The following is a 26,894-nucleotide window of genomic DNA, read 5'->3' on the forward strand; positions in this document are numbered from 1 at the left end:
TTAACGGTTTGGTACCTGCCTTGTTGCATGTAAAAAGGAATTATTATTTGTAAAGAAAAATTACTAAATCAAATTATATACTAAATCATAACCGCTTGCATCCTTACTGTTTGTTAGTATGGACCGATTTTGTCCTGCATATTAAATATGATAGAAACTAGTCAAAACGCGCCTAAAAAAATTTTTTTCCAATGCATAAAATGTCGATATTTTAGCCATCCTAGTCGTAGGTGGTGGTAGATATGGTGAAAAGAAAAGCAGCTGTTGCATTATCCATATTTTCTACTTTATTTGCTGGTGCATGGTGGTTGAGTGTTGAGCAAAAAAGAGATTATGTGGACCATTATTACAATGGAAATTCTTCCATAGTGCTCATTGGGTCTAATCAACAGGAAAGCTCGAATGTCATCCAACCATTTAAACCACGGGAATATATCCGAATTGTCGTGGCAAAAAAGGAAAAAGAAGAAGTAGAAGTCGAACCGACTTGATGGTAGAGACAAAGTGAAAATGGGAGACGGTTATACACTATGTATAGCCGTTTTCTTGTGAGAGTAAGCAAACGGAAATAATATTTTTGGTTGTATCCGCTTACAGGGAAGGGGAATCCTTGAATTATCGGACAGTATTATGTAAAGTGAAAATTGGCATGCAAATATGTTTTTTGGAGGTTATTATATATGACACATATTCGCTTTGATTATAAAAAGGCGTTATCTTTTTTTGGCGAACATGAAATTACATACTTACGTGATGCGGTAAAGGTTGCCCATCATTCATTACATGAAAAAACAGGAGCGGGAAATGACTACCTTGGTTGGATTGACCTGCCGACAGATTATGACAAAGAAGAATTTGCACGAATTGTAAAAAGTGCAGAGAAAATTAAAAACGATTCAGATATTTTGTTAGTAGTAGGTATCGGTGGATCATACCTTGGTGCACGAGCAGCACTTGAAATGCTAAATCATTCTTTCTATAACGCATTAACAAAGGAGCAACGTAAAACTCCACAGGTTGTGTTTGTTGGGAATAACATTAGTTCTACATATATGCGAGATCTAATGGACCTGCTAGAAGGAAAAGATTTCTCTATTAATGTGATTTCCAAATCTGGTACGACTACTGAACCAGCATTAGCATTCCGTATCTTCCGTAAAATCTTAGAAGAAAAATACGGAAAGGAAGAAGCTCGAAAACGTATCTATGCTACAACAGACAAAGCCCGTGGAGCTTTGAAAACACTGGCTACTGAAGAAGGATATGAGTCCTTTATCATTCCAGATGATGTAGGTGGACGCTATTCTGTCCTTACAGCAGTAGGATTATTGCCTATTGCGGTATCAGGAGCAGATATAGAAGCAATGATGAAAGGTGCTGCAGATGCAAGCCGTGACTTCTCTACATCGGAGTTGGAAGAAAACCCAGCATATCAATATGCAGCTGTTCGTAATGTCCTTTACAACAAAGGAAAAACGATTGAAATGCTGATCAACTATGAACCAGGACTTCAATATTTCTCCGAATGGTGGAAGCAATTGTTCGGTGAAAGTGAAGGGAAAGACCAAAAGGGTATCTTCCCAGCGTCTGCCAACTTCTCTACAGACCTTCATTCCATGGGACAATATGTTCAAGAAGGGCGTCGAGATCTTTTCGAAACAATTATTAAAGTGGACAACCCACGCCATGAGTTGACAGTAGAAGAAGAAGCAGCTGATTTGGATGGACTCAACTACCTTGCAGGAGAAACAGTTGATTTTGTAAACACAAAAGCATACGAAGGAACGCTTCTTGCGCACACAGATGGTGGAGTACCGAACCTAGTCGTTAACATTCCAGCAATGGACGCATATACTTTTGGATACCTTGTCTATTTCTTTGAAAAAGCATGCGCTATGAGCGGATACCTTCTTGGAGTAAATCCATTTGACCAACCGGGAGTGGAAGCATACAAAGTAAACATGTTCGCCCTTCTAGGCAAACCTGGTTTCGAAGAAGTAAAAGCAGAACTAGAAAAACGATTAAAATAAGCTATAAAGATTAAATGTTGGATTATGGACACCACCGCTGTTGCTTGGAGCAAAAGGCGAAGACTCCTGAGGGAGATAGCGGTAGCTTGAGACCCCGCAACGAAGTGAGGAGGCTCAAGCACCGCCCCTAGGAAAGCGAAGCCATTTGCGGAAGGCAACAGCGGCGTCTAACCCAACTTTTTTAAAAAAAGGGATAGTTCCTACGACCATCAGGTTGTAAGGACTATCCCTTTTTCCATATGCATGAAAACCCCTCCATGGGGAAACCTACCCATATAAAAGGAGGGATTGCTATGATTCCTATTCCTTCAAAAATCGAAGGTGCGGAGTTTCAGTTGTATAAACTAGAACAGGAACTAAAAGCCATTGGATATTCCATCGGGGGAAACTGGGACTACGACCACGGCTATTTTGACTATAAAATAGACGATGAGGTCGGCTATCAATTTTTGAGAGTCCCATTTCAGTCTGTCGACGGGCAGTTGGATTCACAAGGGACCACAGTGGAGCTCGGAAGACCGTTCCTGCTCTCCCATAAATACCAGATTGGAATAGATGACAACGTTCATGTTTGGAACAGAACGGCATCGTTTGACCAGTTTTCAGAACCGGAAGATCCCGATGCCACTTTCCCAAAAGAATTCATTGAACTTGGTCATACACTTGTTCATGAATTAGAAGCAGTGCTTGGCAGAAATTAGTCTTTAATGACAAGCAGACAGTCATCTGCTTGAATTAACGTGTAAAGAGGAGGATTGACCAGGGTGTCTCCTCTTCTTTTTATTCCTATAAGGAGAATTTTCTTCTGAAGCATCTGATTGCTAAGTTTTTCAAATGTTGTTCCAACCATTTCTTTCTCCACTTCTAAATACTTTAGTTTGCTTCCCTTCAGTTGATTCAACATATTTAACAAAGTATTGGACATACCATTAGACATCATACTGTTCGTCATCACATAACTTGTAAACATATTTGTTTGTATTACTTCGTCAGCTCCGGCACGTTGAGCATTCTTCACTTGAGTAGAAGTCAATATCTCCACGATTGTGTACACTTCCGGATTTAACCCTTTGACAGCCAATAATGTTAAGACTGAGCTCATATCCGCTTGAACTTCATCCTTACTTTGATCGGCAGAGATGACAACAAAACCAGCACTTTTCACATTGGCAGAAAGTAATGTTTGATCATTACAGGGATTTCCTTTAATAAAATGTACGTTTTGGTCATGAAGAGGGTTTTTCTCTAGCGTTGAATCAATAAGTACAATTGATAAAGGTTTATTGCTCATGGCATTAATTTGCCTTAACGTTTCTCTTACCCGCTCATTCCAACCAATAACGATAATATGTTCAGATCCTCGATAATCCACTTTGCCCTCCAAGTAATCATTTTGTGTTGCGATGGCACTTGCAGCCAGTGATACAAAATATGTAGTGACAAAACCTGTACCAAATAATATGAGAATAATAGCTAATGATCTCCCAGTGACAGTAACCGGAACATAATCTCCGTAACCTAAAGTAGCAGTAGTGACAATCGCCCACCATACTCCATCGAAAATGGAAGGAAATTCATCTGGTTCTATGAAATGAATAAGAAAACCGAAAGTAATATTGATGACAATTATGATGACTAGTATTCTTGCTATTAAAGGCCAATGTACAAACCTAAAAATGAGGGAAGTCTGTTCCTTGATTCTATCCATCTATTGCTCATCCCCTGAAGATATAAAAGAGAGCACTTCTTTAACAATGGAGTTGATTTTTTGGTTCAATGCCTCTTCCCCGTACTTTTGTTTACCTGCTTCTATCAATTGTATAACCTCATCATTAAAAGAAATAATAGGTTTGTCTTCTTCAGACTCATTATAGAATTCGATAAACCTGTCTAGACTTTCATTCATCTGATCGATGGCTTCGCTCAATTGTTCTTTTTCTTCCTTCCTTAATTTCATCTCCTTCACCTCTTATTTCATTGTTGACAAAATACCTTCAAACTTAAACTTAAAAGGGATAAAATGGCTTATTTTTGGAAAAATAAGTGGGAATGACATGATGAATGAATAATGTATAGGGAGTGACGAGAATGGATGAAGCACGTGCAAGACAAATACTATCCTCTTCCGCAACAATAGAGGTGACCTTTGAAGGGACAAAGGTATGGATTGATTCAGTAAGTGAGGATGGAAAAACTGCAACAGTTCATCTTCGTGGGCCGGGAGAAGAGCGTACACAAGTTGCTATTTCTGACTTAGTGGAATTAGGAGAATAACTAGATTGGGACTCAAATTTGAGTCTCTTTTTTTAATTAAATGAGAACATATAATACGGTTGATTTACATCCCATTCGCTTCGTTTGCCTAAGGGCGGTCCAGTAGCCTCACCGACTCCGTTGAGGCTACTGAAATAGTCATTGATTTTAGATGTTGTTAAGACACCGCTGTTGATTTCCGCAAATGGCGAAGACTCCAGCGGGGGAGTAACGGTAGGTTGAGACCCCACAACGAAGTGTGGAGGCTCAAGCGCCGTCCCGCGGAAAACGAAGCCATTTGCGGAAAGGAACAGCGGCTGATAAACCAGTACTACTTGTTTTTATTTATGAATGTGCTTGCTTTTGTTTGTTGTATTTAGAAGAAGGGTATTTATCTACTATCAATATGTGAGGTGATAGGAAATGACTTCTTTTAATGAAACAGCGATTATTTCTTATGTAAAATCGAGGATTGAGGAGTATTGCAAGGAAATGGAGACAACTACTCCAGGAGAAATTCAACATGACATAATCCTTGGAAAAATAGAAGCGTATAACGAATTCTTAGAGCAATTTGGCTACGATAGAGTCGCTTGTGCGCTAAAATAATACACAAAAAAGGTGGCACCCAATAGAGAAAACTTGGGTACCACCTTTTTATGAGTTTACTTAGACGCTGTAAGTCTATCAACGGCATTTGCAATGGCTCCGTCACCAGTTACATTACATGCTGTACCAAAACTATCTTGGGCGAGGTAAAGAGCAATCATCAAGGATACCATTGTAGCATCAAACCCAAGCATTGACTGTAATAGCCCGACAGCGGCCATTACAGCTCCACCAGGTACGCCAGGAGCAGCAATCATGGTTACACCAAGCATCATGATGAAAGGGAAGACAAAGAATAGAGAGTAATCCATTCCATTAATAAACATAATCGCCATCGCGCACGAAACAATTGTGATGGTACTACCTGACAAGTGTATATTTGCAAGCAATGGAACAGTAAAATCTGCTGTCTTTTCTTTTACCCCCATCTTCTTGGTTCGCTCGAGGGTAACTGGAATTGTTGATGCAGATGACTGTGTTCCAAGTGCGGTAAAATAAGCAGCCATCATGGATTTAAGCATTGAAAAAGGATTCTTTCGTGTCATGGCACCACTTACGGAGTATTGAAGAATTAACATCGTTATATGCAACAAGATAATTATTACAAAAACTTTTGCAAACACATTGATAATCGTTTGAACTTGTCCACCGTAGGTCATGTTTGCAAAAATACCTAGAATATGGATCGGTAAAAGCGGAATGATCACTTTAGAAATGACAAGTTCAATAACACTTCTGAACTCTATCATGACAGTCTTTAACGCTTCTCCTTTGATTGCTGACATACCTAAACCTAGTGTAAATGCAATTATTAGTGCAGTCATCACTTCAAATGGTGCTGGTATTTCCAGTTCTAAGAAAGGTTTTAATAATGCTTCCTCTGGATTTTCCATTGTTCCTGTCAGGCTTGCGTTCTTTAATATTGTAGGATATAACGTACTGGCAGCAAAATAGGCCAAGACGCCTGCTGCTATAGTAGATAGATAAGCAATGGAAGCAGTTAAACCAAGAAACTTACCTGCTCCTTTTCCAATTTCTCCAATGCCTGGAGCAATAAATGCAATAATAATTAATGGAATTGCAAACCCTAAAAAGTTTCCGAATATTTCGTTAAAAGTAACAAATATCTTAACGAACCATTCTGGTGCATAATTACCAATAGTCACACCTAGTATAATGGCAAGAATAATTCTAGGTAAAAGTCCTAATTTCCTCATGATGTCCAGTGTCCTCCCTGTAAATACATTTGTCTATTGTTTGTGAATATTGTATTATCTTACAAAAACAAATACAAAAAGAAAAGTACTAAATGATATATTTTTTAAAAAGTATTTTCCAGTGAACGCTTACTTCAAATATGTAAGGGTGATAGAGAGAAAAATTTTCAGGAAAATAGGTTTATAAAAAGTTGAATAATGGGTACACTACTACAGAAAATCACCATCGATGCAGCAAATCTTGTATGTCTTCACCCGTAACAAAGTACACTTTTCTAATGGAAGTTACTAGCAAAACCAAATAAAACTTGATTTTTTGATACATAACCTCTATGATTAAGTTAATTGTTTTTGTTCGGTAAGGCTGATAGAAGGAATTTACTTCAATGTTTTTCGTCTTGAAAGATTATGCAGAGCAAGAATGGTAATACAATTGTGGACTGTTCCACTGTAGGAGGAAACATAATGTTAGAAGGTAAAGTAAAATGGTTCAACGCTGAAAAAGGTTTCGGATTCATCGAAGTTGAAGGACAAGACGATGTATTCGTACACTTCTCTGCTATCCAAGGCGAAGGTTTCAAATCTTTAGAAGAAGGTCAAACAGTAACTTTCGAAATCGAGCAAGGCGCTCGTGGACCTCAAGCAACTAACGTTCAAAAGTAATTTTGACATAAGTTGAGAAAAAGGCTCTCCATCTGGAGAGTCTTTTTTTTATGCCTTTTTTTAACGATAAGATAGGCAAAACTGGTTGATTTTGGCGTCTGAGCGCCTTCCACTACAATCAACAAGGTGACTTCATTTACCTAAGGGTTTCTGAAGAGTTTTGCCGTGTTAACTGAAAAAGCACTAACGTTTCGGTCTCGTAATTAATAGCTGGTGATTGGAGCAAAAGGCGAAGACTCCAGCAGGGGAGAAACGGTAGTTGGAGACCCCACAGCGAAGCGAGGAGGATCAAACACCGTCCCGCGCAAAGCGAAGCCATTTGCGGAAATCAATAGCGGAGCAAAACCAAGCAACTAAAAAGGAACTGGGGGCCAGTTTTTTTACTTTTAATAGATAGTGTATTTTCCGCCTCCACCATTTCATCATTTTATACACATCTTGAATGGTTCTCTACTATACTATATGGAATCTATTAATCGTTACTAGATTGAAAAAGGAAACTAGCATACAGAGGGGGACACATTATGGATGTAAATGATTTGTTCAATCTAAAGAACAAGACGGCAATTGTGACTGGTGGAGGAAAAGGGCTTGGGGAACAAATAGCAAATGCCCTTGCAGAGGCGGGGGCAAACGTTGTTGTATGTTCACGTGATCTGGCATCCTGCCAAAAAGTAAGCGAGGACTTGAAACAAAAAGGTGTGAAATCACTAGCATATGCGTGTGATGTAACAAAAGAGGAAGAAATTCAACATGTTATTGAGGAAACGGAAAGACACTTTGGAACGTTGGACATCCTTGTAAACAACAGTGGAACATCTTGGATGGCGCCAACCTTAGACTTGCCAGCTGACAAGTGGGATAAAGTGATGAATGTTAATTTAAAGGGATTATTTTTATTTAGTCAAAAAGCGGCAAGAGTCATGCAAAAGCAAGGTAACGGAAAAATAATCAATATTGCATCTGTATCCGGAATGGGTGGGACAGATCCAAAACTAATGGACACCATTGCTTACAACACAAGCAAAGGAGGAGTCATAACATTTACAAAAGACCTTGCTGTAAAACTTGCTCCGTATAACATACAAGTCAATGCCATCGCACCAGGCATGTTCCCTACTAAAATTACCGAAAAAATAATAGAACACTCCGCTCCAATGTTAAAAGAACAGATACCTGCAAAACGTTTTGGTGGCGAAAATGATTTAAAGGGGGCAGCTGTTTTCTTATCCTCTCGTGCTTCGGATTACTGTGTGGGACACATTTTGGTGGTAGATGGAGGGATGACCTCCTTAATATGAGGTTGAATTGAAATGAAAGGGTGAATCAACCATGTTGCATTCAAGCGATAAAAAAGATGAAAGGAACAAAAAGATAAAAGTTAAAGCAATAGTAATGGAAAACAAATGGAATGAAGCTATAAAGGCAGGGCTGAACAAAGAGTCAGTATTTCGCATTGTTGGACTAGAAAGCGAGTTAGAAGCAGAAAAATTACGTAAGATGAGGGAACAAGTAGAAGTGCTTTCGTTGAAATATAATTTTCCTAGTAAAAATGATGTTGCCAATATTGCTAGGCTGCTTATCCAAATAGAAGAAAAAATTGATCGCCTCGAGGCACAGTTACAGGAAGAGACAACCCCCTCGGGACAAAATCAAGAAAAGAATATAGTGAAAGTAATCTTGGAAGATATGGCCGAACGTCAAGCGATAGTATCTTCCTTACTTGGATATGATGAAAAGATTGTCCGTTCTACAGTCAGTGATCATGATGAATGATTTTCAGTTGGATGCGTGGAAAAAGGAAATGACTCATTATAATGAAACTCCATTCAAGGATGGAGTAACGGACAGACAAGCGATTTGGAGAAAGAACAAAGCCACTCTCTGGTATTACAAAACACCGGTTAAAAAATTTAATGTGCCCATTTTTATTATTTATTCTCTGATTAATCAGCCCTTTATCTTAGATATTATACCCGGAGGAAGCACCATTGAAGCGCTTGTTAATAAAGGGTTTGATGTGTATATGATTGATTTTGGCAAACCTGGATTTGAGGATAGGGACATGACCATAGATGACTACATTACAAACTATATTCAAGCTGGAGTAAGAGGTGCAATTAAGCATTCCTCCGCAAAAGAGGTAACCATAATGGGGTATTGCCTTGGTGGCACACTTGCAGCTATGTATGCATCTATAGCAAAGGAACCAATAAAAAATCTTGTACTGTTTGTGACTCCAGTTGATTTCAACAACCCAGGTTATTTTGATAAATGGGTAAAAGCATTGAGGGAAGAAAATATGGACAGCACTCGTTATATCGATGAGCTCGGAATTATTCCATCCTCTCATGTTGAGGCAGGTATACGTTTGGTGACATCACCTATTTATTTTACTCCTTATTTATCTCTTTTACTGAATAGGGATGATGAAGCCTATGTTAAGAAATGGCATCGTTTTAATACATGGACGAAAGGACATATCCCTTTAACAAGTGGTGCTGCAAAGCAAATCATCAAGGATTTTACAAAGGGAAATAAATTTATTAATAACAAGAGTAAAATAAATGGCCATCAAGCCAAGCTATCAAATATCCAAGCAAATTTACTTGTAGTAGGAACAGAAGGAGATCGGCTTGTACCGCTTGATCACATTTTTCCAATAATGGATGAGGTGGCTAGTGTAGATAAAACAGCACACATATTAAAAGGGGGGCATACAGGGACTTCTGTTAGAAATGGTAGACTCCCAGAATATCTGGATAGTTGGTTGCATGAGAGGTCAGATCCGCTAAATTTATAAAATGGGAGGGATAGACTAATGAATGTGTTACATGAGAATAAAAAATGGGACATGAATCCCTATATAGAATACATGGGAATTGGAGCAACTGTATTTATGCAATATCTTCTAGGCCTAAAAGAAAATTAGTAGGGAAGCCTTTTGCTTCTCTCTTTTTTAATCAATTAAAGGTGCAAGCTCGGTAAATATTGTTAAGTTTTCATAAGAAGAAAATTATATTAATAAAAGGTATCTTATTTTTATGTAATTATCAAAAAGTAGAAAAAAGCTTATGAAATAAGGATATATTGGCTTGAAATGAGCGGAAAAGCCACATGAAAAGTGCTATTTTGAGTGGTTGATCAATAGTGTTTAGATGTAAAATAGCTAAGCATACATAATGAATATAAGAAACATTTAGGTTCAAATAATTGATTATAAAAGATATAATGCATATAGTACAAGTTTTAATATGCTATTTCTTTATAGAAAATACAGGCATGTGTGGTTATGACTATCACCTACCTTTGAACTTTCTTATTCGGGGTAAGTCATGTTGATAACATGTTTCTTTTATGATTTGTTGTACATCCTTTAATAAGAAAAGATAAGGAGGTTGGAGATAATCGGGGTTAATAGTTTAATACAACGTGAACATAAGTCTGTTCATGTAACTAAGGGGTTTATCCTTTTTGATTCTGACCTCAAAGTCAGTACTATGGATGATGGGGCGATGAATTTACTTGGACTTGAACATTCGAATCATTTGGTAACTGGGAAGCTACTCTCTAATCTACTGAATAAAGATGCATATAATATACTACTTAAATATACATACAGTGTAATACAAGAAGGCATTTTCGTGCAACACGAAATAAAACTTTCTGAAAATCCGGTTCAGTGGTTTAAGGTAATTATCTATCCTATAGGTGCAAATCACTTTTCTATGCTCTTTTTAGAAATTACAAGGCAGAGAGAGTTGGAAGCAGCGCTTAGCAAACAGACTGATAATCTTAACGTTTTAAATGAATCAGCTGCCATGCTGACCTCAATCAAGGATCCGAAAGAACTGCTAGACTCCCTATTTCAAAAACTATCACAAGTGTTGGACCTTGATATCTATATTAATTTTAGCTGGAACAAGGAACAGAATTGTCTTGTATTAACAAATCATCATGGAATATGCAAAGAAGAAGTGGGAACTTTCAGGTTTCTTGAAAAAGGAACTTCTGTGAGTGGTTCGGTTGCTAAAAATAAGAAAAGAATGGTTTTTGAGCGTGTGGATCAGTGCGAGGATAAGCTGTTGGACTTCATCCGTCCGCTAGGAATTAAAGCATACGTGTGTGAACCCTTACTATCATTTGGAGAACTTGTTGGTACCATTTCCTTTGGTTCTAAGAAACGTTCCTCTTTTACATCAGAAGAACTTGATTTAATTCATTCTATTTGTCATCAGGTAACTATCGTTTTAGATCGTATGACAAAAGTGGACGAGTTGACTCAAAACACAGAAACATTGGAAGTGGCAAATCTTCACCTTAAAGAAAATGAGAGAAAGTTACGGCTTATTATTGAAAGAAATGAAGTAGAGAGAGAAAGTAAAACCAAAGCGAATTTCCTGGCAATGATCAGTCATGAGTTGAGGACGCCATTGAACTCTATTATTGGATACAGTCAAGTTTTAGAGAATGATCAAAAAGATCCCCTAACAGACAAGCAAAAATCTAGACTTGCCAAAATATTAAGTTCTAGCAGGCATCTACTGCAACTAATCAACAACATATTAGAGCTAATTAGAATTGATACAAAACCAGAAATAATTAAAACAAATGTAAAATCAGTTCATATAAAAGAGGCTGTTAGGGAAAGTTTGTACTCCGTAAGCAACAATGCAAAGGATAAAGGGATTTCTCTTCACATTGAAAAAGATGTAGAAGATATTGCCATTGAAATTGATCCCATACGTTTTCAACAAGTCATGGTCAATTTATTAAATAATGCCATTAAATACAACAAAAAGCATGGTGCTGTCACCCTTTATTGGAGAGTGGACGGCAGATATTTAGCTATCTTTGTTAAAGATACGGGGATTGGTATCCCTCAAAGACACCAAGAGAATATCTTTGAACCATTTTACAGAGTGAACCATGCTATACCAGGGATTGAGGGGACAGGCATTGGTTTAACTCTCGTAAAGCAGAATGTTCTAGAAATGAAAGGGACCGTTGGCGTTTCAAGTATAGAGGGAACAGGGAGTACCTTCTGGGTAAAGGTACCGATATAATACATCGAAAGAAAGGGGTTTTCTTCGATTGAAACCAATAAATGTAGTCATTGTTGATGACAATCAAGATTCTCTTGAAATACTGGATTTTTTTATTCGAGATTTAAAGGAATTTCACATTGTAGATACATGTCAAAATGGGGAAAGGTTGATTGATAGTGTCATGAAAAACAAGGTAGATCTTGTTATTGCGGACATAAACATGCCCAAAAAAAGCGGCTTGGATGCAATAAAAGAATGCCTTGAGTTCTCTCCTGATTTAAAGTTTATTTTTGTAACAGGTTATAATGAATTTGCCGTAGAGGCATTTGCTATATCTGCAGTTGACTATATTGTAAAGCCGATTGAGAAAATCAGATTATACAAAGCTTTAGAGCGTGCAAAAGCCCAATTGCTTACTGAAATGACGGATACTAATCAGAAAAACCATAACAAAAGATTATCTGTTCGTTCCAATAGTTCTTTCTACTATATACCTTTCGAGGATATCATTTTCATTGAAAAGTCAGGGAAGAAATGCATCATATATACAATCAACCAATCCATTGAAACCTATGAAAATATAAGTGACATCTATAAACAATTGGACCAAAATTTTTATCGGACACATCGATCCTATATTGTGAACCTAAGGATGCTTTCTCATATCACACCTAAAAATGAAACGTATTTTGCCTACTTTAGTAATCATGAGAAGTATGCACACATATCCAAGTTGAAAATAAATGAAGTTCAAGAGCTGTTGGCTCAAATCACGAAGCCTTAACGTTTTAGAATATCGTGGTTTGAGTTTCTTTTTGAAATGCTTCATTCTTCATAAAAATTCCAATAAGGGTTCTTAAATGTAGAATCTTTGCGGTTGAAATGGCTAAGTAGTGCACCGAAAAGCATTAATGAAATGCTCAAAAGTATAAGAGGAATTGGACAAAAGGGAATCTGTTTCGTTAGAATGCTAGATAAAGATATCTTATACATGAATTTAAATGAAGAATCCTTTTACTTCACATATATTAATGGGAATTTTAAAAAGATGATGAAGAGCTATCTTATTTAAAATTAACACAAACATACCTTGCTAGGGTTAATCGAATCGTTTTGAAAATTAAATAAGTGGCATACATCAAATACTTAGAATGACCGTTATATGGGAGGGATTTAGTTGGATTTGTTAAGTGATGAATCCTTGATTGAAGTTTATGAAGCAGCGATAACGAATGACTTGAACGAAGAGTTCTTGAAGCTGATTCTTGATGAAATGAAGCGGAGAAAAATAGATATACCAGTATCCAACATATAATGATGAACCGATAGAAACAATAGCAGAACAGAAAGAGATGTGATGATCGTAGTCAGCATCTTTTTTCTTTATAAATACATCAAAAGGAGACACCTAGTATGTACATTGTTCACTCCACTTTTATAGTTCCACCTGAAAAAGCAGATGAAGTTATTTCGATATATCATAACAGATCTAGAATAGTAGAACAGGCGAAAGGGTTTCAGCGCTTCCTTCTTCTACAAAATGAAAACAAAGCAGGGGAGCTTACAGTTTTTATGGAATGGGATTCAAAAGAAGAATTCATCTCTTGGGTTACCAGTGAAGATTATAAAAGAATACATGAACTCGAAAAGAAATACCCGGACCAAGAGCTCGCCTCTATAATCCCTACCATTACGAAATTTAAGGTGGTGGCAACATGAACATTCTCACACAGTCTTCAACCGTCCAAAAAATTAAAGCAGATATAGGTAACTTGGACGTAGAGCCGATTGTAGAAAAAGTGGTAGTAACCATGTACAATGATTTTCCTTTCCTTGAAGAAAAGTTTGGGGAAAAAGGAAAAGAAAGAACCATAGAAGACAACTTTTATCACTTTTTGTATCTCAACACAGCATACAAGCTAAATGATACTCAAACTTTTGTGGACTATGCGATGTGGCTTAATAGTGTACTCGTAAGTAGAGGTTTAAAAACAGATATGATTATCTATAACTTTGAAAAAATACAAGAAAATCTGACAGGAATGCTAGATAAGGAAATAGAAGAAGGCTTTTTATCCTATCTGGATGAAGGCATTCAGGCGCTTAAGGAATATAAGCAAGAAAGCGAAAGTGAATTAGGCTGAAGTAGGCAGTGTGGATGGGCACTGTCTTTAGTAAATTCACAGGATTGTCATGAGTATGTGGAAGAGGCACGTAAGAAGTGTTTTATAATAGAAGAAATCATGTTTGATAAAGGAAGGCTGATAGTTAATGACAAACACTACTATGGGAAAATTCCGAATGATGGGGTTAATAGAAGGCGGATCATTACTTGTCCTTCTTTTTATAGCAATGCCTTTGAAGTATGGATTTGACATCCCGCAAGCAGTAAGTGTCGTTGGAGCTTTACATGGCTTTTTGTTCATCACTTATGTCCTTTTTATTGCATACATCACGTTAAAGATAAGATGGTCCCTAAAGTGGGCGGCAGGTGCTGTAGCTGTTGCTTTCATTCCATTTGGGAATATTGTATTTGACAATTATTTAAAGAAATCTTCTTTTGTGAACTGACTCCTCTCAATGGGGGTCAGTTTTTTATGTTAGGAGCTAATCACCGTGTAGGTTAGTGATATATGGTTAATAATAGCCCGAAGCTAAAGCGGAAGAGATAGAACTGTCTAATTGAAGAGTTCTATTAGCCCGAAGCGAAAGGTAAAGAGGTGGAACTGTCTAATAGAAGGGCTCTAAACGCCCGAAACGAAAGGAAAAGAGATGGAACTGTCTAATAGAAGCACTCTAAACGCCCGAAACGAAAGGAAAAGAGATGGAACTGTCTAATAGAAGCACTCTAAACGCCCGAAGCGAAAGGAAAAGAGATGGAACTGTCTAATAGAAGCACTCTAAACGCCCGAAGCGAAAGGAAAAGAGATGGAACTGTCTAATAGAAGGGCTCTAAACGCCCGAAACGAAAGGAAAAGAGATGGAACTGTCAAATAGAAGCACTCTAAACGCCCGAAGCGAAAGGGAAAACCATGTAACTGTCAAATAGAAGCACTCTAAACGCCCGAAGCGAAAGGGAAAACCATGTAACTGTCTAATAGAAAAGCTAGAAACATTTCCATATTCTAAATACTTGTCATTTCCCTTCTTCCATCATTCTTCGCTATAATGAGTTGTATAGATTTATCGTACTAAAGGAGTAGATGTTTTCGTGAACGTTGGTCGGATATTATCGTTCGTCGCATTTTTCTCATTATATAATATTTTGATGTTTTATCTTGGTTGGAACGGCTTAATCTGGTTAAAAGCGATATGCTCGTTCCAACAAGAAACTGTATATTGGTTAGCCATCACCATTTTTTCTTATGCCTATATTCTTGGCAGGTTGGTAAAACCGCTCTCCTGGTTATCGATTGTTGGTTCAATATGGTTTGGATATATTCAGTACGGACTTCTATTATTTCCAGTAGCTAACCTTGTTGTTTGGGTACTTGACTTAACGGGAGTTCCAGGGCAGACTTCCATTGTTATGGTTGGGACCGTAACAGCTATCATGATTGCTTTTATTCTCATCTTTGGACTCTATAATGCTTACAGCCCAGTAATCAGAAAGTATGAGGTGACCATACCGAAAAAAACTGAAATGAAAAAAATTCATTTAGCGGTTGCCTCTGACATGCATTTCGGTAAGTTATCAGGAGTCGCCCATGCCAAAAGGCTTGTAAAGATGATAGATCGCATCAAGCCGGATATCATTCTGCTTCCTGGTGATATTATTGATGACGAGCCTGAACATTTTCAAAAAAAGAATATGGGGGCTATCATGAAACAACTCGATGCTCCACTCGGTATTTATGGGGTTCTAGGTAACCATGAATACTATGGAAGAGAGATCCCTCAGTTTCTAAAAGAGATGGAAAAAGTGGATATCCGTATTTTGATGGACGAGGTTATTCTAGTTGGAGACAGTTTTTATTTGCTGGGCAGAAAAGATAAAACAGACTTAAGAAGAAAGTCGTTCCAACAGCTGGTAAACGATAAAGATATAGATGTTTCCTTGCCTTTGATCGCAATGGATCATCAGCCTGCAGAGCTGAAAGAAGCGCAAGAAAGTGGGGTAGATCTCATCGTATCGGGTCATACCCATAGAGGCCAAATGACGCCAAACCACCTTATTACCAAAAGGCTGTTTGAATTGGATTGGGGTTACTTGAATAAAGACCAGTTACATGCATTTGTTTCCTCTGGCTTCGGCTTCTGGGGGCCGCCATTTAGAATTGGCAGCAGGTCGGAAGTATTGGAAATTGTCGTAAAATTTGAAGATAGAGAAGGGTATTAACGAATGAATAGAACTTTTCAGCAATTTAATCTAGGAGAAGACATAGTCAAGGCTTTAAGTAGTCTTAACTACATAAAACCGACAAATGTCCAAGAAGAAGTGATCCCGAAAGCTCTAGTGAAGATGGATATTATTGTACAATCACAAACAGGAAGCGGGAAAACAGCTGCTTTTGCCGTCCCTCTTTGTGAGCTGGTCCACTGGGAAGAAAATAAGCCACAGGCCTTGGTATTGACTCCAACAAGGGAACTAGCCGCCCAGGTGAAGGACGATATTACAAACATAGGGCGATTTAAGCGAGTTAAGGCAACCGCTATCTACGGAAAACAATCTTTTCAAAGGCAAAAAATAGAATTGAAGCAAAAATCTCATATAGTGGTTGGTACACCTGGACGGGTGCTGGACCATCTTGAAAAAGGTACGCTTGAAGTGAATAGACTCAAGTATCTTGTGATTGATGAAGCGGACGAAATGTTAAACATGGGCTTTATGGATCAAGTAGAAGCAATCATCCAAAAGCTACCTCAAAATAGGGTAACGATGTTGTTTTCAGCTACCTTGCCGGAAGATATTAAACAACTAGCGAATCAATATATGACAGAACCTGCATTGATTGAAATAAAAAGAAGTGGTTTGACGACAAATCGAATAGAGCATGTCTGGTATGAGGTGGAGGAAGGGGAGAAATTTCTTTTACTGAAAGACATAACAGTAGTGGAAAACCCTGATAGCTGTATCGTTTTCTGCGCTACCCAAGAAGAAGTGGAGAGGGTTCACCGTAAACTTCATCGTAGCGGGTATCCTTGCGGAAAGTTGCATGGCGGCATGGTACAGGAAGACCGATTTTCTGTAATGAATGCTTTTAAACGAGGAGAATTCCGATATCTGATCGCAACGGATGTGGCATCAAGAGGTATTGATATTGAAGATATAAGCTTAGTCATTAATTATGATATACCTTCCGACAAGGAACGATATGTACATCGTATCGGACGAACAGCAAGAGCTGGAAAATCTGGTAAAGCCATTACGCTTATTTCAAATGACGAAAATCATCAATTAGACGAAATAGAGAATTATATTGGCATTAAGATTATAAAAGGTGAAGTTCTAAATAGAGATGCAGTAGTCCTAGCTGAAAGTTCTTTTTTAGATAAGATAAAGAATAAACCAACAAAGAAAGAAGAAAAAAGCGCCAAATTAGAGAGGAATATTATGAAACTCTATTTTAATGGCGGTAAGAAAAAGAAAATTAGAGCGGTGGATTTCGTAGGGACCATTTGCCAAATAGATGGCATAACAGCAGAAGATATAGGGATTATTTCTATTCAGGAGAATCAGACGTATGTTGATATCTTAAATGGAAAGGGACCTTTAGTTTTAAAAGAAATGAAAAACCGCACCGTCAAAGGAAAACAGTTGAAAGTGCATGAGGCACGAAACTAATAAAGCTCGCCAATTCCATTTGTGGATTTGGCGAGCTTTTATTTTTATTATTGGCTCTGTTAAAGCATACTGTTAATTTTTGCAGCAATGGGCGAAGACTCCTCGAAAATGCTGCGCATTTTCTTCGAGCGATGTTTCGCTGTCGAAGCCTTCCTTGTCCTGAGGGAAATAGCGTTTAGGGGAGACCCCGCAGGCGCTTTTCCGAGGAGGCTCCCCAAACGCCCCTAGGAAAGCGAAGCCTAGTGCGGAAATCAACAGCGGTGTTTAACAGAGCGTTATTATTAGAAAAAGAACAAATGAGCCATTAGTGCTGCAACAGGCAATGTAATGATGGTTCTTTGTAAGAAGATGATCAACAGTTCCCATATGGATAGAGGAATTTTTGATTTTATTAAAAGAATGCCAATCTCCGACATGTAAATCAACTGAGTCAATGACATAACGGCAATAACAAATCTCGTAAGCTCAGACTCTATCCCACTACCAATAACTGCTGGAAGAAACATATCCGCAAACCCTACAATCATGGCTGGTGCAGCAGCCTGGGCTTCTGGAATTTGCAACAGTTGAAGAAACGGTATGAATGGATAAGATAGAATGTTGAAGACTTCCGTAAATTCTGCCACCATCAAGGCAATTGTTCCTAACGCCATTACTAGTGGAATAAGTGCCATCCAAATATCCACTACATTATAAATCCCTTTTTTTACAATTTGCTTTATACTCTTCACTTGCCCCGCTTTATCAACTGCCTGCTGTAGTCCCCATTGAAAGCTCGACACTCCTTTTGGAACATTTTCATCAATTTTTTGGCCCACAGGCTCGTAATAGGTATCTTTTTTACGGGAAAGAGGGGGAATTCTCGGGCATATAACTGCTGCAATGATTCCTGTAACGACTACTGTAAAGTAGAAAGGTACAAACATATGATCAATTCCAATAAACTTGGCAATAACAAGACTAAAAGCAATGGAAGCAATGGAAAAGTTGGTCGCTACGACAGCTGCTTCCCTTTTCGTATAATAGCCAGATTCGTATTGTTGTGTGGTTAACAACACCCCGACGGTCCCGCTTCCCATCCAAGAAGCCATTGCATCAATAGACGAACGACCGGGTAGCTTGAAGAGGGGATGCATTACTTTTCTAACCAACGTACCGATGAAGTCCATTAAACCGAACTCTAACAGAAGTGGCATGAAGAGACTTGCAAATAGAAACCATACAGTTAGAACAGGGATAAGGTCATATAAGACAATGCCACCGGTAAATTCTGATGTAATCATTTCAGGTCCATATTTCGTTAACGTCATAACAGCGAATGCAGCACCTAACACACGCAGTGCTAGCCATATACTTCCTACGTTCAATAGGGAGTCTAGAAAGCTATCCTTTTTTAAGAATGGTAGGGGAATAAACCTCACTACCAAACTGCTAAAAGCTGAAACAACTAATACGACTGCCATGAAGGTAGGAATAACTCCACCAAAAGTAGTCAAAATCAAGTCAGCCATGATTCCAAGACCAATGGTTACATTTCCGTTGAATGAAACCGGAATTAAGAAAAGAAGAATACCAATAAAGGAAGGAATAGCGAATTTCAAGATTTGTAAAGTTGAATAGGTTGGAACTGCTGTTTGTTTGGAGTAGGTAGTTGGTTTGGCAGATTGAGTACTCATACGTTTTGTCTCCTTTTTTTGATTATTAGAATAATAGAATAGGATATCAATAAAAATAACACTTTACGTATAATTATACAACTATATCTTTTCAAATAGGTTCTCTTTTTGGATATTCATCGATTTCGTCGAATATGTTAAATCGAGGGTAAGTGAAAGGAGGGACTGCATGGTGTCTAGAAACCAGAAGCAAACAGCTCATAACTTGACCAAATATAAGGACGCGCTCCCTGTTCCGCCAGTTTTAAAGCACTTATATAAAGGGAAAGGCTATACGTATTACGAGGTGTGCATGAAGGAATGCAAGGTGTCGGTGCATAGTGAATTGCCCGAGACTACTATGTGGGGATACGAAGGGATATTCCCAGGACCGACCATTCAAGTGGAGAGTGGGGAAAGGGTGTATATCAAGTGGAAAAATCGATTGCCACCTGTGCATCTTTTGCCAATAGATTTTACTGTCCATGGTGCTCACCGGGACGTCCCTGAGGTAAGAACAGTGGTTCATGTACACGGGGCGGTAGTAGAACCGGAGAGTGATGGGTATCCTGATGCCTGGTTTACTAATGATTATCAAAAAGTAGGGGAAAAGTTTGTAAAACAAGTCTATCGATATGACAACTATATGAATGCTTGTACCCTTTGGTACCATGACCATGCAATTGGAATTACCAGACTAAACATATATGCAGGCCTTGCCGGCTTCTTTTTAGTTAGAAGTAAGCAAGAACAATCATTGAATTTACCAGTAGGAGAATATGATATTCCATTAATGATACAGGACAGGACATTTAATCAAGATGGATCGCTATTTTATCCCAAACAGCCAGAAGAACCAGTGCCTGACCTTGTAACGTCCATTGTGCCTGAGTTCTTCGGGGAAACGATATTGGTTAATGGGAAAGTATGGCCCTATTTGGAGGTGGAACCAAGAAAATATCGATTTCGAATGTTGAACGGCTCAAACAGTAGATTCTATAGATTAATGCTTGATAGAGATCAACTTATGTTTCAGATAGGTACAGATAGGGGGCTATTACCTCAACCTATTGGAATAAAGGAGATTATCCTAGCGCCTGCTGAAAGGGCAGATATTATCATCGATTTCTCGAATTTGGAAGGGAGGAGAATTTCATTAATTAATGGTGCACCTGCTCCTTTTCCAAGTGGAGAGGCTAAAAATGAAGTAAGGGATGTCATGCAGTTCAGGGTAATTTCAGAAACTAAGTATATTGATACTAGCAGCATTCCTGCAGAATTGGAACAACTTCCTGTTTTGTCTGAAAAGAATGTTGTAAGAAAAAGGTTTTTAACGCTTAATCACTTGATGGATAAGTATGGAAGAGAGCTCATGTTACTAGATAATAAAGGTTGGGATGCACCGATTTCTGAAAACCCTAGACTTGGGACAACTGAAATCTGGTATCTGATTAACCTTACACCGGATACCCATCCTATCCATATTCATTTAATAGATTTTCAGATACTTGACCGGCGTGAGTTTAATGTAGAGAAATACAATAATGAAAATGTATTGGAATACCTAGGGCCTAGTATTTTACCAGAGCCACAGGAAAGGGGGAGAAAGGACACTGTAAGGGCAAATCCCAATGAGGTTACAAGATTAATCATACAATTTGGTCCATATTCAGGACTTTATGTATGGCACTGTCATATGTTAGAACATGAAGATTATGAAATGATGCGGCCGTATATAGTGATAAGGTAACCGAGAAGATAGGCGGAATATTTGATGGGAGAAAATACGAAACAATTTATTGGTGTCTGGACTCAGGCAATAGGCACGGTAATTGCAGCAATTGGCAGTACCCCGTCTGTACCCATCGATGAGCAAGGGAGAACGGGGTTAAGTTTGGTCGGGAATGTCCTTCAAGCAGGAGGAAATGGTCTTGAAGCGGACTCGCAAGAAGAACTGACTTACGGGAAAATAGGAAATATTATACAAGCAACGGGTAATATAACGGTCAGCTCAGGCTTGACCATTGATTTTGCCGGAGAGACAGAGGAAAGGCTTGTCATTAGTGGAGACTTAATGCAAGCATTGGGGGCGATAACTGCATTAGGCAGTGCCAGTCAACCATACATGGTACTGGGTAATTTCCTTCAAGCGATTGGGAACTCTATACAAGCGGTTGGAGGTAGTCGAGAGTTAAGAGTGGAAACAACAAATTCTAAGCACAATGAGCAAAGTAATGAAACTGTCATTGCACTAGGAAGCTGGCTGCAAGCACTTGGTACCATCATTCTTGCACTTGGTTTGACCTATGAACAGATAGAATAATCCCCCGATAATTTCCATATCGGGGGATGTATTTTTATTAAACGCCGATGCTTTCGGCTATATTTGACTGCCTTAAATAATCTGCCAGAAGTTGAGGAGTTGTTAAATAGACAAGCCCATTACCTTCTAAGCTTTTTGGATAGCCAAGAGGAATGGTCCTTTTGACTAGTTGTGCATAAAGTTCCGCCTCGGTGAGTGTTCGGCTGAATTCATTTTCCGAAAGCTTTTTAATTAAAGCGAGAGCTCCCGCGACATGTGGGGCTGACATGGAAGTACCACTGAATACGGCATATCTTCCTCCTGGTATGGTTGAAATTATTTTCTCTCCAGGTGCTACAAGATCAATTTCGTTATTCGAGTTAGTAAAATAAGAGGATTTACGTTGAAGATTAATAGAACCGACAGATATCACTTCCTGGTAAGCAGCTGGATAGGAAAATTCTTGTGTATATTGATTCCCATCTCCTTCATTACCGGCTGCGCACACGACAAGTATGTTATGGTCGATTGCTGCTTTAATAGAATCGTGAAGTTCTGGTACATCAATTGGACCACCAAGTGACATAGATATAACATCTACATTCTGGGTAACGGCGTAGTTTATTGCGTTAATAATCCATTCATATTCCCCAGAGCCATTTTTACCGCCAAGAGCTTTAAGGATTAGTAGTTTTGCTTCAGGAGCTACTCCAACCACACCAGAACCAGGGTTTATCGCAGCAATGGTCCCTGCAACATGCGTGCCATGACCATTATAATCTTTGAAGTTCTCTGGATCTCCATTATCGTCCTCTGTGAAGTTTTTCCCTCCTATAATCCTTCCTTCAAGGTCAGGGTGCTGTGCATCACATCCGGTATCAATAACGGCAACGACGATACCTTCTCCTTTATAACCATTTTGCCAAATAGCTGGTGCTTGAATTAATTCAACGCCTTCTGGGATTTGTTGGGTCTCAAATAACTGGTTTTCCAACTTGTAAGGAATTAAATGAACTAATTTTTCTTTTTGCATACAAAAACGCCTCCTAATCATTATTTTCAAACAAATGTGAAAAAGAAAGAAGGTGTTGCGTGTTGCAGTATTACTTTCTGAAGATTCTATCAATAAAACTACTATTAAGCAAGTGATTAACAGCCTAAAAATTAACTAATACAAAAATACATATTTAGGAATTTTTGGACCAAGATACCAACCGGTCTTTGAGTGAGTAGAATGATACAGTTATTTGAAAAAAAGGAAAAAGGAGGAATTTAATTGGGATTGTATTCAGAAAGAAGCTGTTCAAAATACAATGTGCCAGGAACTATAAATGTTACTTGTACGAGTACTAGTACAAGTACAAACGGTAGTGGAACAGGTGGAGGTGTAGGGGAGGGGGCTGTTGTTGGGCCTCGAGGACCTCAAGGAGAGCCAGGACCATCAGGGCCACAAGGTGTATCTGGACCAGCAGGACCATCAGGGCCACAAGGGGTAGCAGGACCGGCGGGACCTGAAGGGCCAGCTGGTATTCAAGGCCCCACTGGTCCAGCCGGACCAGAGGGACCAGTTGGAGCAGTCGGACCAGAAGGAGCAGTCGGACCAGCTGGACCAGCCGGAGTCGATGGTCAAAGCGCCATCCTTCCATACTCTTCTGGTACTCCGGTTGCGTTAACTACCGCTTTGGATGATCTATTAAGTACAGGTGCCACCATTGGATTTGGAAGCTCATTCGGAGGCATTGACATAACAGATAATACCATTGATGTTTCAGGAGGAGGAGGAGTCCTCAACTTCGCATTTCCAATTCCAAGAGACACAACTATAACAGGTATTAGTGCCTACTTTACTGCCACTGCTGAGGTAACACTGGCAACTCCTGTTTCAGTAATAGCTTCCGTATTTAGTGCACCACCAAGAGAAACTGAGTTTACAGAAACATCAGTTACAGTTACCTTGCAACCTGAATTGGAAGGAATAATAACAGGTGGAGAAGTGTTAACAGGGACTGCTACGGGATTTACGGAAACATTCCCTGCAGGAACAAGGCTTTTATTAGTTTTCTATACGGAATCAGAAACAGCCTTGGCATCGGTGATTACAGGGTTTGCGAGTGCAAGTTTAGCAATAAATTAATTTTTTGGGGGCATAGTGCAACTTTACTATGCCTTTTCTTACATAGTGAGTCCTATTTCCGCTAAGCCCCAAGTCTTAACTTAAAATATGGCTGAAGCTCATTATACGGAACCTTTAACAAAGGTAAGATAAAGACATAGAAGGGAGGAACAACGAATGAAAAAATTTGGATTGTTTATAGCAGGTGTCATTGCATTCTTTGTTTTACTTGCAAACATTGGTCCACTTTTAGGTTTGGCCGTTAGTTTGGTAGTCACTTATTATGCGGTAAAAGAATTCATAAAAACGGATTCTAATGGCACGAAAATTCTGTGGGGTATCATTGCTTTTATTGCCATCGCGTTTTCAATTGCAAATGTACCCGCCGTATTAGCAGTAGTTGCAGCATATATCTTATATGTTGTTTATAAGAACTGGAACAAAGAGAAAGAAAGCAACACCATCATTGAAGCTGGCGACCCGTTCACTAATTTCGAGAAACAGTGGAATTCATTGAACAAATAAAATTAAGGAGAGGAATGGTACCATGACTAACTTATTTTCAAGAATTAAACAGACGATTTCTGCAGATTTCCATGAGGCTTTGGATAAAAAGGAGCAGAAAAATCCAATCGCTATGTTGAATCAGTATTTACGTGATTGTGAAAAAGAAGTAGAAAAAGTTCGCAAGCTAGTAGAACGCCAGAATTTGCTCAAAGAAGAATTTGTAAGGGAATATCATGAGGCAAGAAGTCTAGCGGAAAAGCGAAATTCCCAAGCGGGCATTGCCGAAAATGCTGGTGAAACCGAACTGGAGGAATTTGCAAAGCGTGAGCATCAACAATATGAGGAGCGCGCCAACAATTTGAAGTATTCTTTAGAAAAGGTTTCGGCTGATCTGACATCTCTAGAGCAAAAATATGAAGAAATGAAGCACCGACTTAAGGATATGTATATCAAGCGGATGGAATTAATGGGAAGGGAGAATGTTGCCCGTGCTACACATCGAATGAATCAGGTGGTGGTTTCTAGCAAATCAGAGTGCTCCTACACAAAATTTAATAAAATGGAAACCTACTTAGATCGTTTGGAGCACCAAGTAAATTCCGACTATCATCGTAATACTATTGATGCGCGTATTGCCCAGCTAGAAAAAGAAATTCCTCAAACAGAAGAGAAAACTCATTCTCTTTCACAATGAAAACTGCTATCCTAAAAAGGCGTACATTTTGCGCCTTTTTAGGGTGTTTAAAAGTTTGCTGTTAAAGCATACTGTTGATTGATTGGAGCAATAGGCGAAGACTCCTAAGGGAGATAGCGGTTAGGGGAGACCCCGCAGGCGTTTTTTGGAGGATGCTCCCCAAACGCCCCTAGCAAAGCGAAGCCTAGTGCGTAAATCAACAGCGGTGTTTAACAGAGCCAAAAATTTAAATGAAAAGGAGGGATAAGGCGCATGTTGAACAAAATGAAATCTGATTATCTTAGTTTTATAATCGTAGTGGCTAGCTTCATTTTTTTGTTAGAAATTCTCTTTTTCAATACGGGCCTTATTTTTTCTTTTTTGTTTTCAGGATTCCTAATGTATATAGGGAAAAAGAAATGGCATTGGTTAATAGGAAAGGCCCTATTTGTCATTGGGGGGTTGTCCATTACTTTTTCCGTATTCAATATGATGACCTTTAACTTTCTAATTTTGGCAACAGTGTTGTATTTCTTGTACAGATTCCTCCAAGCCAAAAAACAGCCTGTAGAAATGCAGCCGTCTATCATGCCCAAACAGGAAGAGCAGGTTGTTAGAAACGAGCAAAAGTGGTTCACTAACAAGCTTTTTGGAAGACAAAAGACACCTGAACAATCTTATACATGGGACGATGTAAACATCCAATGTGGAATCAGTGATACTCATATAGATTTGAGCTTTACGGTACTACCTAAAGGAGAAGCAATCATTTTTATTCGAAATGTAATAGGAAACATTCAGATAATGGTTCCCTACGAATTGGAACTTAGTATCGTCCACTCTGGCATGGTAGGTTCCATTAATATCCTAGAGCAAGAAGAGAAAAGCATCCTTAACCAGACGGTTCATTACCAAACCGCTAATTATAGAGAAGCCATCCATAAAGTGAAAATTGTCACCTCGATCTTCGTCGGCAGCATAGAGGTGAAGAGAGTATGAGTACATTGCAAAGGCAAGTTTTGTGGGCAACTTGTATATCTTTAATAAGCTTCCTAGTAATAGGCTCAATAACCTATTTCTTTTTTCCGGTAATCAGTCTGAAAGCTCTTTGGGAGCTAAAGGTAATAGATCTTCCGTTCATCTTGTTTTTGTTTATTGTCAGTCTTGGTTTGGGAATCCTCTTCGGCTTGTTTTCCGGGTTGTATTGGAAGAAGCAAATAAACACTGTTTATGAGGAGTTAAAAGCAGTGGAACAAGGGAGAACCCTGTGGGAAGTACCAGGAAGCAATGTTCAGGAGTTAGCTTTAATGGAAGAAGTCATATGGAAATTGCACAATCAGATACAGGAACAAGCAAAAATCTCCCAAAAGATTGCAAACGAAAAGGCGGAAGACCTAGAGATTAGGATACAGGAAATCGTTTCACAAGAACGAAACAGGCTGGCAAGAGAGCTTCATGATTCAGTCAGTCAGCAGCTCTTTGCAGCCTCGATGCTAATGTCTGCATTAACGGAAACCAGGGGAGAATCTGGTACTGATAACAATGAAACAAAGCAACTAAAATTAGTGGAAGAGATGATTCATCAGTCTCAACTGGAGATGCGGGCATTGCTCCTTCATTTACGCCCAGTGGCATTGAAAGGAAAAACGTTGCAAGAAGGTGCAGAAGAGTTATTAGTAGAACTTATTCAAAAAGTTCCGATGAGCATTACGTGGAAAATTGAACGTTTTTCTATAGATAAAGGTGTGGAGGATCATCTATTTAGAATCCTCCAAGAGACATTATCCAACACATTACGGCACTCCAAAGCAAATGAGGTCGAGGTATTACTTATTCAAAGAGAGAACTTCATCATACTAAGAGTGGTCGATGACGGAATTGGCTTTGATGTCGAGCAGGCTAGGGCAGGTTCTTATGGCTTGCAAAACATGCATGATCGAGCGGTTGAACTAGGCGGTACTTTAAAGATAGTAAGTGTGGAAAATGAAGGAACAAGACTGGAAGTGAAAGTTCCCAAATTGGACGTAGAGGAGGCTTGA

At 38.8% G+C, this 26,894-nt stretch carries 29 protein-coding genes; 24 read left to right on the forward strand and 5 right to left on the reverse strand.

All coding sequences use genetic code 11. The features are described 5' to 3' along the window. The first annotated feature begins 242 nt into the window (after positions 1-242). The 3 genes from HF078_RS01695 (at position 243) to HF078_RS01705 (ending at position 2,731) form a co-directional block, all read left to right on the forward strand. A complete protein-coding gene (locus HF078_RS01695) occupies positions 243-491 on the forward strand; it encodes a hypothetical protein (RefSeq protein WP_148989285.1) in 249 nt (82 codons plus the stop codon). A gap of 189 nt (positions 492-680) precedes the next feature. After that, positions 681-2,030 (forward strand): glucose-6-phosphate isomerase, encoded by a 1,350-nt coding sequence (locus HF078_RS01700; protein ID WP_060665576.1) that lies wholly within the window; start codon positions 681-683, stop codon positions 2,028-2,030. Between the two features lie 293 nt (positions 2,031-2,323). Beyond that, complete coding sequence (locus HF078_RS01705) at positions 2,324-2,731, forward strand: YugN-like family protein (protein ID WP_168864208.1); 408 nt, start codon at positions 2,324-2,326, stop codon at positions 2,729-2,731. Here HF078_RS01705 and HF078_RS01710 read toward each other — a convergent pair. Together HF078_RS01710 and HF078_RS01715 are read right to left on the reverse strand one after the other, a co-directional pair. Next, positions 2,728-3,738, reverse strand: coding sequence for a potassium channel family protein (locus HF078_RS01710; protein ID WP_169289590.1), 1,011 nt, complete (start codon positions 3,736-3,738; stop codon positions 2,728-2,730). The genes HF078_RS01705 and HF078_RS01710 overlap by 4 nt on opposite strands. Next, positions 3,739-3,987 carry an atypical membrane-integrating protein (Mistic protein) gene (locus HF078_RS01715; RefSeq protein WP_169289591.1) on the reverse strand — a complete coding sequence of 83 codons (249 nt, stop codon included), beginning with the start codon at positions 3,985-3,987 and terminating at the stop codon, positions 3,739-3,741. A gap of 131 nt (positions 3,988-4,118) precedes the next feature. On the opposite strand from HF078_RS01715, the gene HF078_RS01720 reads away from it, so the two are divergent. Next, complete coding sequence (locus tag HF078_RS01720) at positions 4,119-4,304, forward strand: H-type small acid-soluble spore protein (protein WP_169289592.1); 186 nt, start codon at positions 4,119-4,121, stop codon at positions 4,302-4,304. Between the two features lie 402 nt (positions 4,305-4,706). Further along, positions 4,707-4,892, forward strand: coding sequence for a hypothetical protein (locus HF078_RS01725; RefSeq protein ID WP_148989291.1), 186 nt, complete (start codon positions 4,707-4,709; stop codon positions 4,890-4,892). Between the two features lie 56 nt (positions 4,893-4,948). On the opposite strand, the gene HF078_RS01730 is transcribed toward HF078_RS01725, so the two are convergent. Continuing rightward, positions 4,949-6,109, reverse strand: a complete 1,161-nt coding sequence (locus tag HF078_RS01730; protein WP_169289593.1) for a dicarboxylate/amino acid:cation symporter — start codon at positions 6,107-6,109, stop codon at positions 4,949-4,951. A 465-nt stretch (positions 6,110-6,574) separates the two neighbouring features. On the opposite strand from HF078_RS01730, the gene HF078_RS01735 reads away from it, so the two are divergent. The 12 genes from HF078_RS01735 to HF078_RS01790 all read left to right on the forward strand — a co-directional run bounded on the left by HF078_RS01735 (position 6,575) and on the right by HF078_RS01790 (position 17,605). Continuing rightward, positions 6,575-6,772 (forward strand): cold-shock protein, encoded by a 198-nt coding sequence (locus HF078_RS01735; protein WP_060665583.1) that lies wholly within the window; start codon positions 6,575-6,577, stop codon positions 6,770-6,772. A 524-nt stretch (positions 6,773-7,296) separates the two neighbouring features. Further along, complete coding sequence (locus HF078_RS01740) at positions 7,297-8,073, forward strand: SDR family oxidoreductase (protein ID WP_169289594.1); 777 nt, start codon at positions 7,297-7,299, stop codon at positions 8,071-8,073. A gap of 31 nt (positions 8,074-8,104) precedes the next feature. Then, a complete protein-coding gene (locus HF078_RS01745) occupies positions 8,105-8,548 on the forward strand; it encodes a hypothetical protein (protein WP_169289595.1) in 444 nt (147 codons plus the stop codon). Beyond that, positions 8,538-9,575, forward strand: coding sequence for an alpha/beta fold hydrolase (locus HF078_RS01750; protein WP_240951655.1), 1,038 nt, complete (start codon positions 8,538-8,540; stop codon positions 9,573-9,575). Before HF078_RS01745 ends, HF078_RS01750 begins: the two co-directional genes overlap by 11 nt. Before the next feature lie 595 nt (positions 9,576-10,170). Further along, positions 10,171-11,838, forward strand: coding sequence for a GAF domain-containing sensor histidine kinase (locus HF078_RS01755; protein ID WP_205831496.1), 1,668 nt, complete (start codon positions 10,171-10,173; stop codon positions 11,836-11,838). A 28-nt stretch (positions 11,839-11,866) separates the two neighbouring features. Then, on the forward strand, positions 11,867-12,604 hold the full coding sequence (locus tag HF078_RS01760) for a LytR/AlgR family response regulator transcription factor (protein WP_169289596.1): 738 nt from the start codon (positions 11,867-11,869) through the stop codon (positions 12,602-12,604). 393 nt (positions 12,605-12,997) lie between these two features. After that, on the forward strand, positions 12,998-13,135 hold the full coding sequence (gene sda / locus HF078_RS01765) for a sporulation histidine kinase inhibitor Sda (protein ID WP_169289597.1): 138 nt from the start codon (positions 12,998-13,000) through the stop codon (positions 13,133-13,135). Positions 13,136-13,233: 98 nt separating this feature from the next. Further along, positions 13,234-13,539: an antibiotic biosynthesis monooxygenase family protein gene (locus HF078_RS01770; protein ID WP_168864218.1), complete on the forward strand. Its 306-nt coding sequence runs from the start codon at positions 13,234-13,236 to the stop codon at positions 13,537-13,539. After that, positions 13,536-13,964 (forward strand): hypothetical protein, encoded by a 429-nt coding sequence (locus HF078_RS01775; protein WP_205831497.1) that lies wholly within the window; start codon positions 13,536-13,538, stop codon positions 13,962-13,964. The genes HF078_RS01770 and HF078_RS01775 overlap by 4 nt, the downstream gene beginning before the upstream one ends. A gap of 127 nt (positions 13,965-14,091) precedes the next feature. Next, positions 14,092-14,391: a DUF3817 domain-containing protein gene (locus HF078_RS01780; RefSeq protein WP_169289598.1), complete on the forward strand. Its 300-nt coding sequence runs from the start codon at positions 14,092-14,094 to the stop codon at positions 14,389-14,391. Between the two features lie 697 nt (positions 14,392-15,088). Next, entirely contained in the window at positions 15,089-16,159 is a 1,071-nt protein-coding gene (locus tag HF078_RS01785; protein ID WP_169289618.1) for a metallophosphoesterase, read from the forward strand. A 3-nt stretch (positions 16,160-16,162) separates the two neighbouring features. Further along, the gene (locus HF078_RS01790; RefSeq protein ID WP_169289599.1) at positions 16,163-17,605 is read left to right on the forward strand and encodes a DEAD/DEAH box helicase; all 1,443 of its coding nucleotides are present in this window, start codon (positions 16,163-16,165) and stop codon (positions 17,603-17,605) included. Between the two features lie 281 nt (positions 17,606-17,886). Here HF078_RS01790 and HF078_RS01795 read toward each other — a convergent pair whose 3' ends face one another. After that, the gene (locus HF078_RS01795) at positions 17,887-19,281 is read right to left on the reverse strand and encodes a YjiH family protein (RefSeq protein ID WP_205831498.1); all 1,395 of its coding nucleotides are present in this window, start codon (positions 19,279-19,281) and stop codon (positions 17,887-17,889) included. Positions 19,282-19,450: 169 nt separating this feature from the next. Between HF078_RS01795 and HF078_RS01800 the strand changes: the two genes are divergently transcribed. Together HF078_RS01800 and HF078_RS01805 are read left to right on the forward strand one after the other, a co-directional pair. Continuing rightward, positions 19,451-21,010 carry a multicopper oxidase family protein gene (locus tag HF078_RS01800; RefSeq protein WP_169289600.1) on the forward strand — a complete coding sequence of 520 codons (1,560 nt, stop codon included), beginning with the start codon at positions 19,451-19,453 and terminating at the stop codon, positions 21,008-21,010. 24 nt (positions 21,011-21,034) lie between these two features. After that, positions 21,035-21,583, forward strand: a complete 549-nt coding sequence (locus tag HF078_RS01805) for a DUF6944 family repetitive protein (protein WP_169289601.1) — start codon at positions 21,035-21,037, stop codon at positions 21,581-21,583. Positions 21,584-21,620: 37 nt separating this feature from the next. On the opposite strand, the gene HF078_RS01810 is transcribed toward HF078_RS01805, so the two are convergent. Next, complete coding sequence (locus HF078_RS01810; protein ID WP_169289602.1) at positions 21,621-22,595, reverse strand: S8 family peptidase; 975 nt, start codon at positions 22,593-22,595, stop codon at positions 21,621-21,623. A gap of 243 nt (positions 22,596-22,838) precedes the next feature. On the opposite strand from HF078_RS01810, the gene HF078_RS21010 reads away from it, so the two are divergent. From HF078_RS21010 to HF078_RS01835, 5 genes are all read left to right on the forward strand, one after another. Continuing rightward, positions 22,839-23,696: an exosporium glycoprotein BclB-related protein gene (locus tag HF078_RS21010; RefSeq protein ID WP_169289603.1), complete on the forward strand. Its 858-nt coding sequence runs from the start codon at positions 22,839-22,841 to the stop codon at positions 23,694-23,696. Positions 23,697-23,852: 156 nt separating this feature from the next. Beyond that, positions 23,853-24,200, forward strand: a complete 348-nt coding sequence (locus HF078_RS01820) for a lmo0954 family membrane protein (protein ID WP_169289604.1) — start codon at positions 23,853-23,855, stop codon at positions 24,198-24,200. 22 nt (positions 24,201-24,222) lie between these two features. Beyond that, complete coding sequence (locus HF078_RS01825; protein ID WP_169289605.1) at positions 24,223-24,876, forward strand: PspA/IM30 family protein; 654 nt, start codon at positions 24,223-24,225, stop codon at positions 24,874-24,876. Between the two features lie 252 nt (positions 24,877-25,128). Beyond that, positions 25,129-25,854 carry a cell wall-active antibiotics response protein LiaF gene (gene liaF, locus HF078_RS01830; protein WP_169289606.1) on the forward strand — a complete coding sequence of 242 codons (726 nt, stop codon included), beginning with the start codon at positions 25,129-25,131 and terminating at the stop codon, positions 25,852-25,854. After that, positions 25,851-26,894 (forward strand): sensor histidine kinase, encoded by a 1,044-nt coding sequence (locus tag HF078_RS01835; protein WP_169289607.1) that lies wholly within the window; start codon positions 25,851-25,853, stop codon positions 26,892-26,894. The genes liaF and HF078_RS01835 overlap by 4 nt, the downstream gene beginning before the upstream one ends.

This window comes from Bacillus sp. RO2, assembly GCF_012911845.1.
GTDB lineage: Bacteria > Bacillota > Bacilli > Bacillales > Bacillaceae_I > Sutcliffiella_A.

Bases quoted from the DNA above. Each gene is read 5' to 3' on its own strand.
- HF078_RS01750 (WP_240951655.1), top strand. From the start codon at position 8,538: ATGATGAATGATTTTCAGTTGGATGCGTGGAAAAAGGAAATGACTCAT.
- HF078_RS01785 (WP_169289618.1), top strand. From the start codon at position 15,089: ATGTTTTATCTTGGTTGGAACGGCTTAATCTGGTTAAAAGCGATATGC.
- HF078_RS01710 (WP_169289590.1), bottom strand. From the start codon at position 3,738: ATGGATAGAATCAAGGAACAGACTTCCCTCATTTTTAGGTTTGTACAT.
- HF078_RS01720 (WP_169289592.1), top strand. From the start codon at position 4,119: ATGGATGAAGCACGTGCAAGACAAATACTATCCTCTTCCGCAACAATA.
- HF078_RS01810 (WP_169289602.1), bottom strand. From the start codon at position 22,595: ATGCAAAAAGAAAAATTAGTTCATTTAATTCCTTACAAGTTGGAAAAC.
- HF078_RS01805 (WP_169289601.1), top strand. From the start codon at position 21,035: ATGGGAGAAAATACGAAACAATTTATTGGTGTCTGGACTCAGGCAATA.
- HF078_RS01780 (WP_169289598.1), top strand. From the start codon at position 14,092: ATGACAAACACTACTATGGGAAAATTCCGAATGATGGGGTTAATAGAA.
- HF078_RS01775 (WP_205831497.1), top strand. From the start codon at position 13,536: ATGAACATTCTCACACAGTCTTCAACCGTCCAAAAAATTAAAGCAGAT.
- liaF (WP_169289606.1), top strand. From the start codon at position 25,129: ATGTTGAACAAAATGAAATCTGATTATCTTAGTTTTATAATCGTAGTG.
- HF078_RS01770 (WP_168864218.1), top strand. From the start codon at position 13,234: ATGTACATTGTTCACTCCACTTTTATAGTTCCACCTGAAAAAGCAGAT.
- HF078_RS01790 (WP_169289599.1), top strand. From the start codon at position 16,163: ATGAATAGAACTTTTCAGCAATTTAATCTAGGAGAAGACATAGTCAAG.
- HF078_RS01820 (WP_169289604.1), top strand. From the start codon at position 23,853: ATGAAAAAATTTGGATTGTTTATAGCAGGTGTCATTGCATTCTTTGTT.
- HF078_RS01730 (WP_169289593.1), bottom strand. From the start codon at position 6,109: ATGAGGAAATTAGGACTTTTACCTAGAATTATTCTTGCCATTATACTA.
- HF078_RS01715 (WP_169289591.1), bottom strand. From the start codon at position 3,987: ATGAAATTAAGGAAGGAAGAAAAAGAACAATTGAGCGAAGCCATCGAT.
- HF078_RS01740 (WP_169289594.1), top strand. From the start codon at position 7,297: ATGGATGTAAATGATTTGTTCAATCTAAAGAACAAGACGGCAATTGTG.
- HF078_RS01825 (WP_169289605.1), top strand. From the start codon at position 24,223: ATGACTAACTTATTTTCAAGAATTAAACAGACGATTTCTGCAGATTTC.
- HF078_RS01700 (WP_060665576.1), top strand. From the start codon at position 681: ATGACACATATTCGCTTTGATTATAAAAAGGCGTTATCTTTTTTTGGC.
- HF078_RS01800 (WP_169289600.1), top strand. From the start codon at position 19,451: ATGGTGTCTAGAAACCAGAAGCAAACAGCTCATAACTTGACCAAATAT.
- HF078_RS01695 (WP_148989285.1), top strand. From the start codon at position 243: ATGGTGAAAAGAAAAGCAGCTGTTGCATTATCCATATTTTCTACTTTA.
- HF078_RS01745 (WP_169289595.1), top strand. From the start codon at position 8,105: ATGTTGCATTCAAGCGATAAAAAAGATGAAAGGAACAAAAAGATAAAA.
- HF078_RS01725 (WP_148989291.1), top strand. From the start codon at position 4,707: ATGACTTCTTTTAATGAAACAGCGATTATTTCTTATGTAAAATCGAGG.
- HF078_RS01705 (WP_168864208.1), top strand. From the start codon at position 2,324: ATGATTCCTATTCCTTCAAAAATCGAAGGTGCGGAGTTTCAGTTGTAT.
- HF078_RS01795 (WP_205831498.1), bottom strand. From the start codon at position 19,281: ATGAGTACTCAATCTGCCAAACCAACTACCTACTCCAAACAAACAGCA.
- HF078_RS01735 (WP_060665583.1), top strand. From the start codon at position 6,575: ATGTTAGAAGGTAAAGTAAAATGGTTCAACGCTGAAAAAGGTTTCGGA.
- HF078_RS01835 (WP_169289607.1), top strand. From the start codon at position 25,851: ATGAGTACATTGCAAAGGCAAGTTTTGTGGGCAACTTGTATATCTTTA.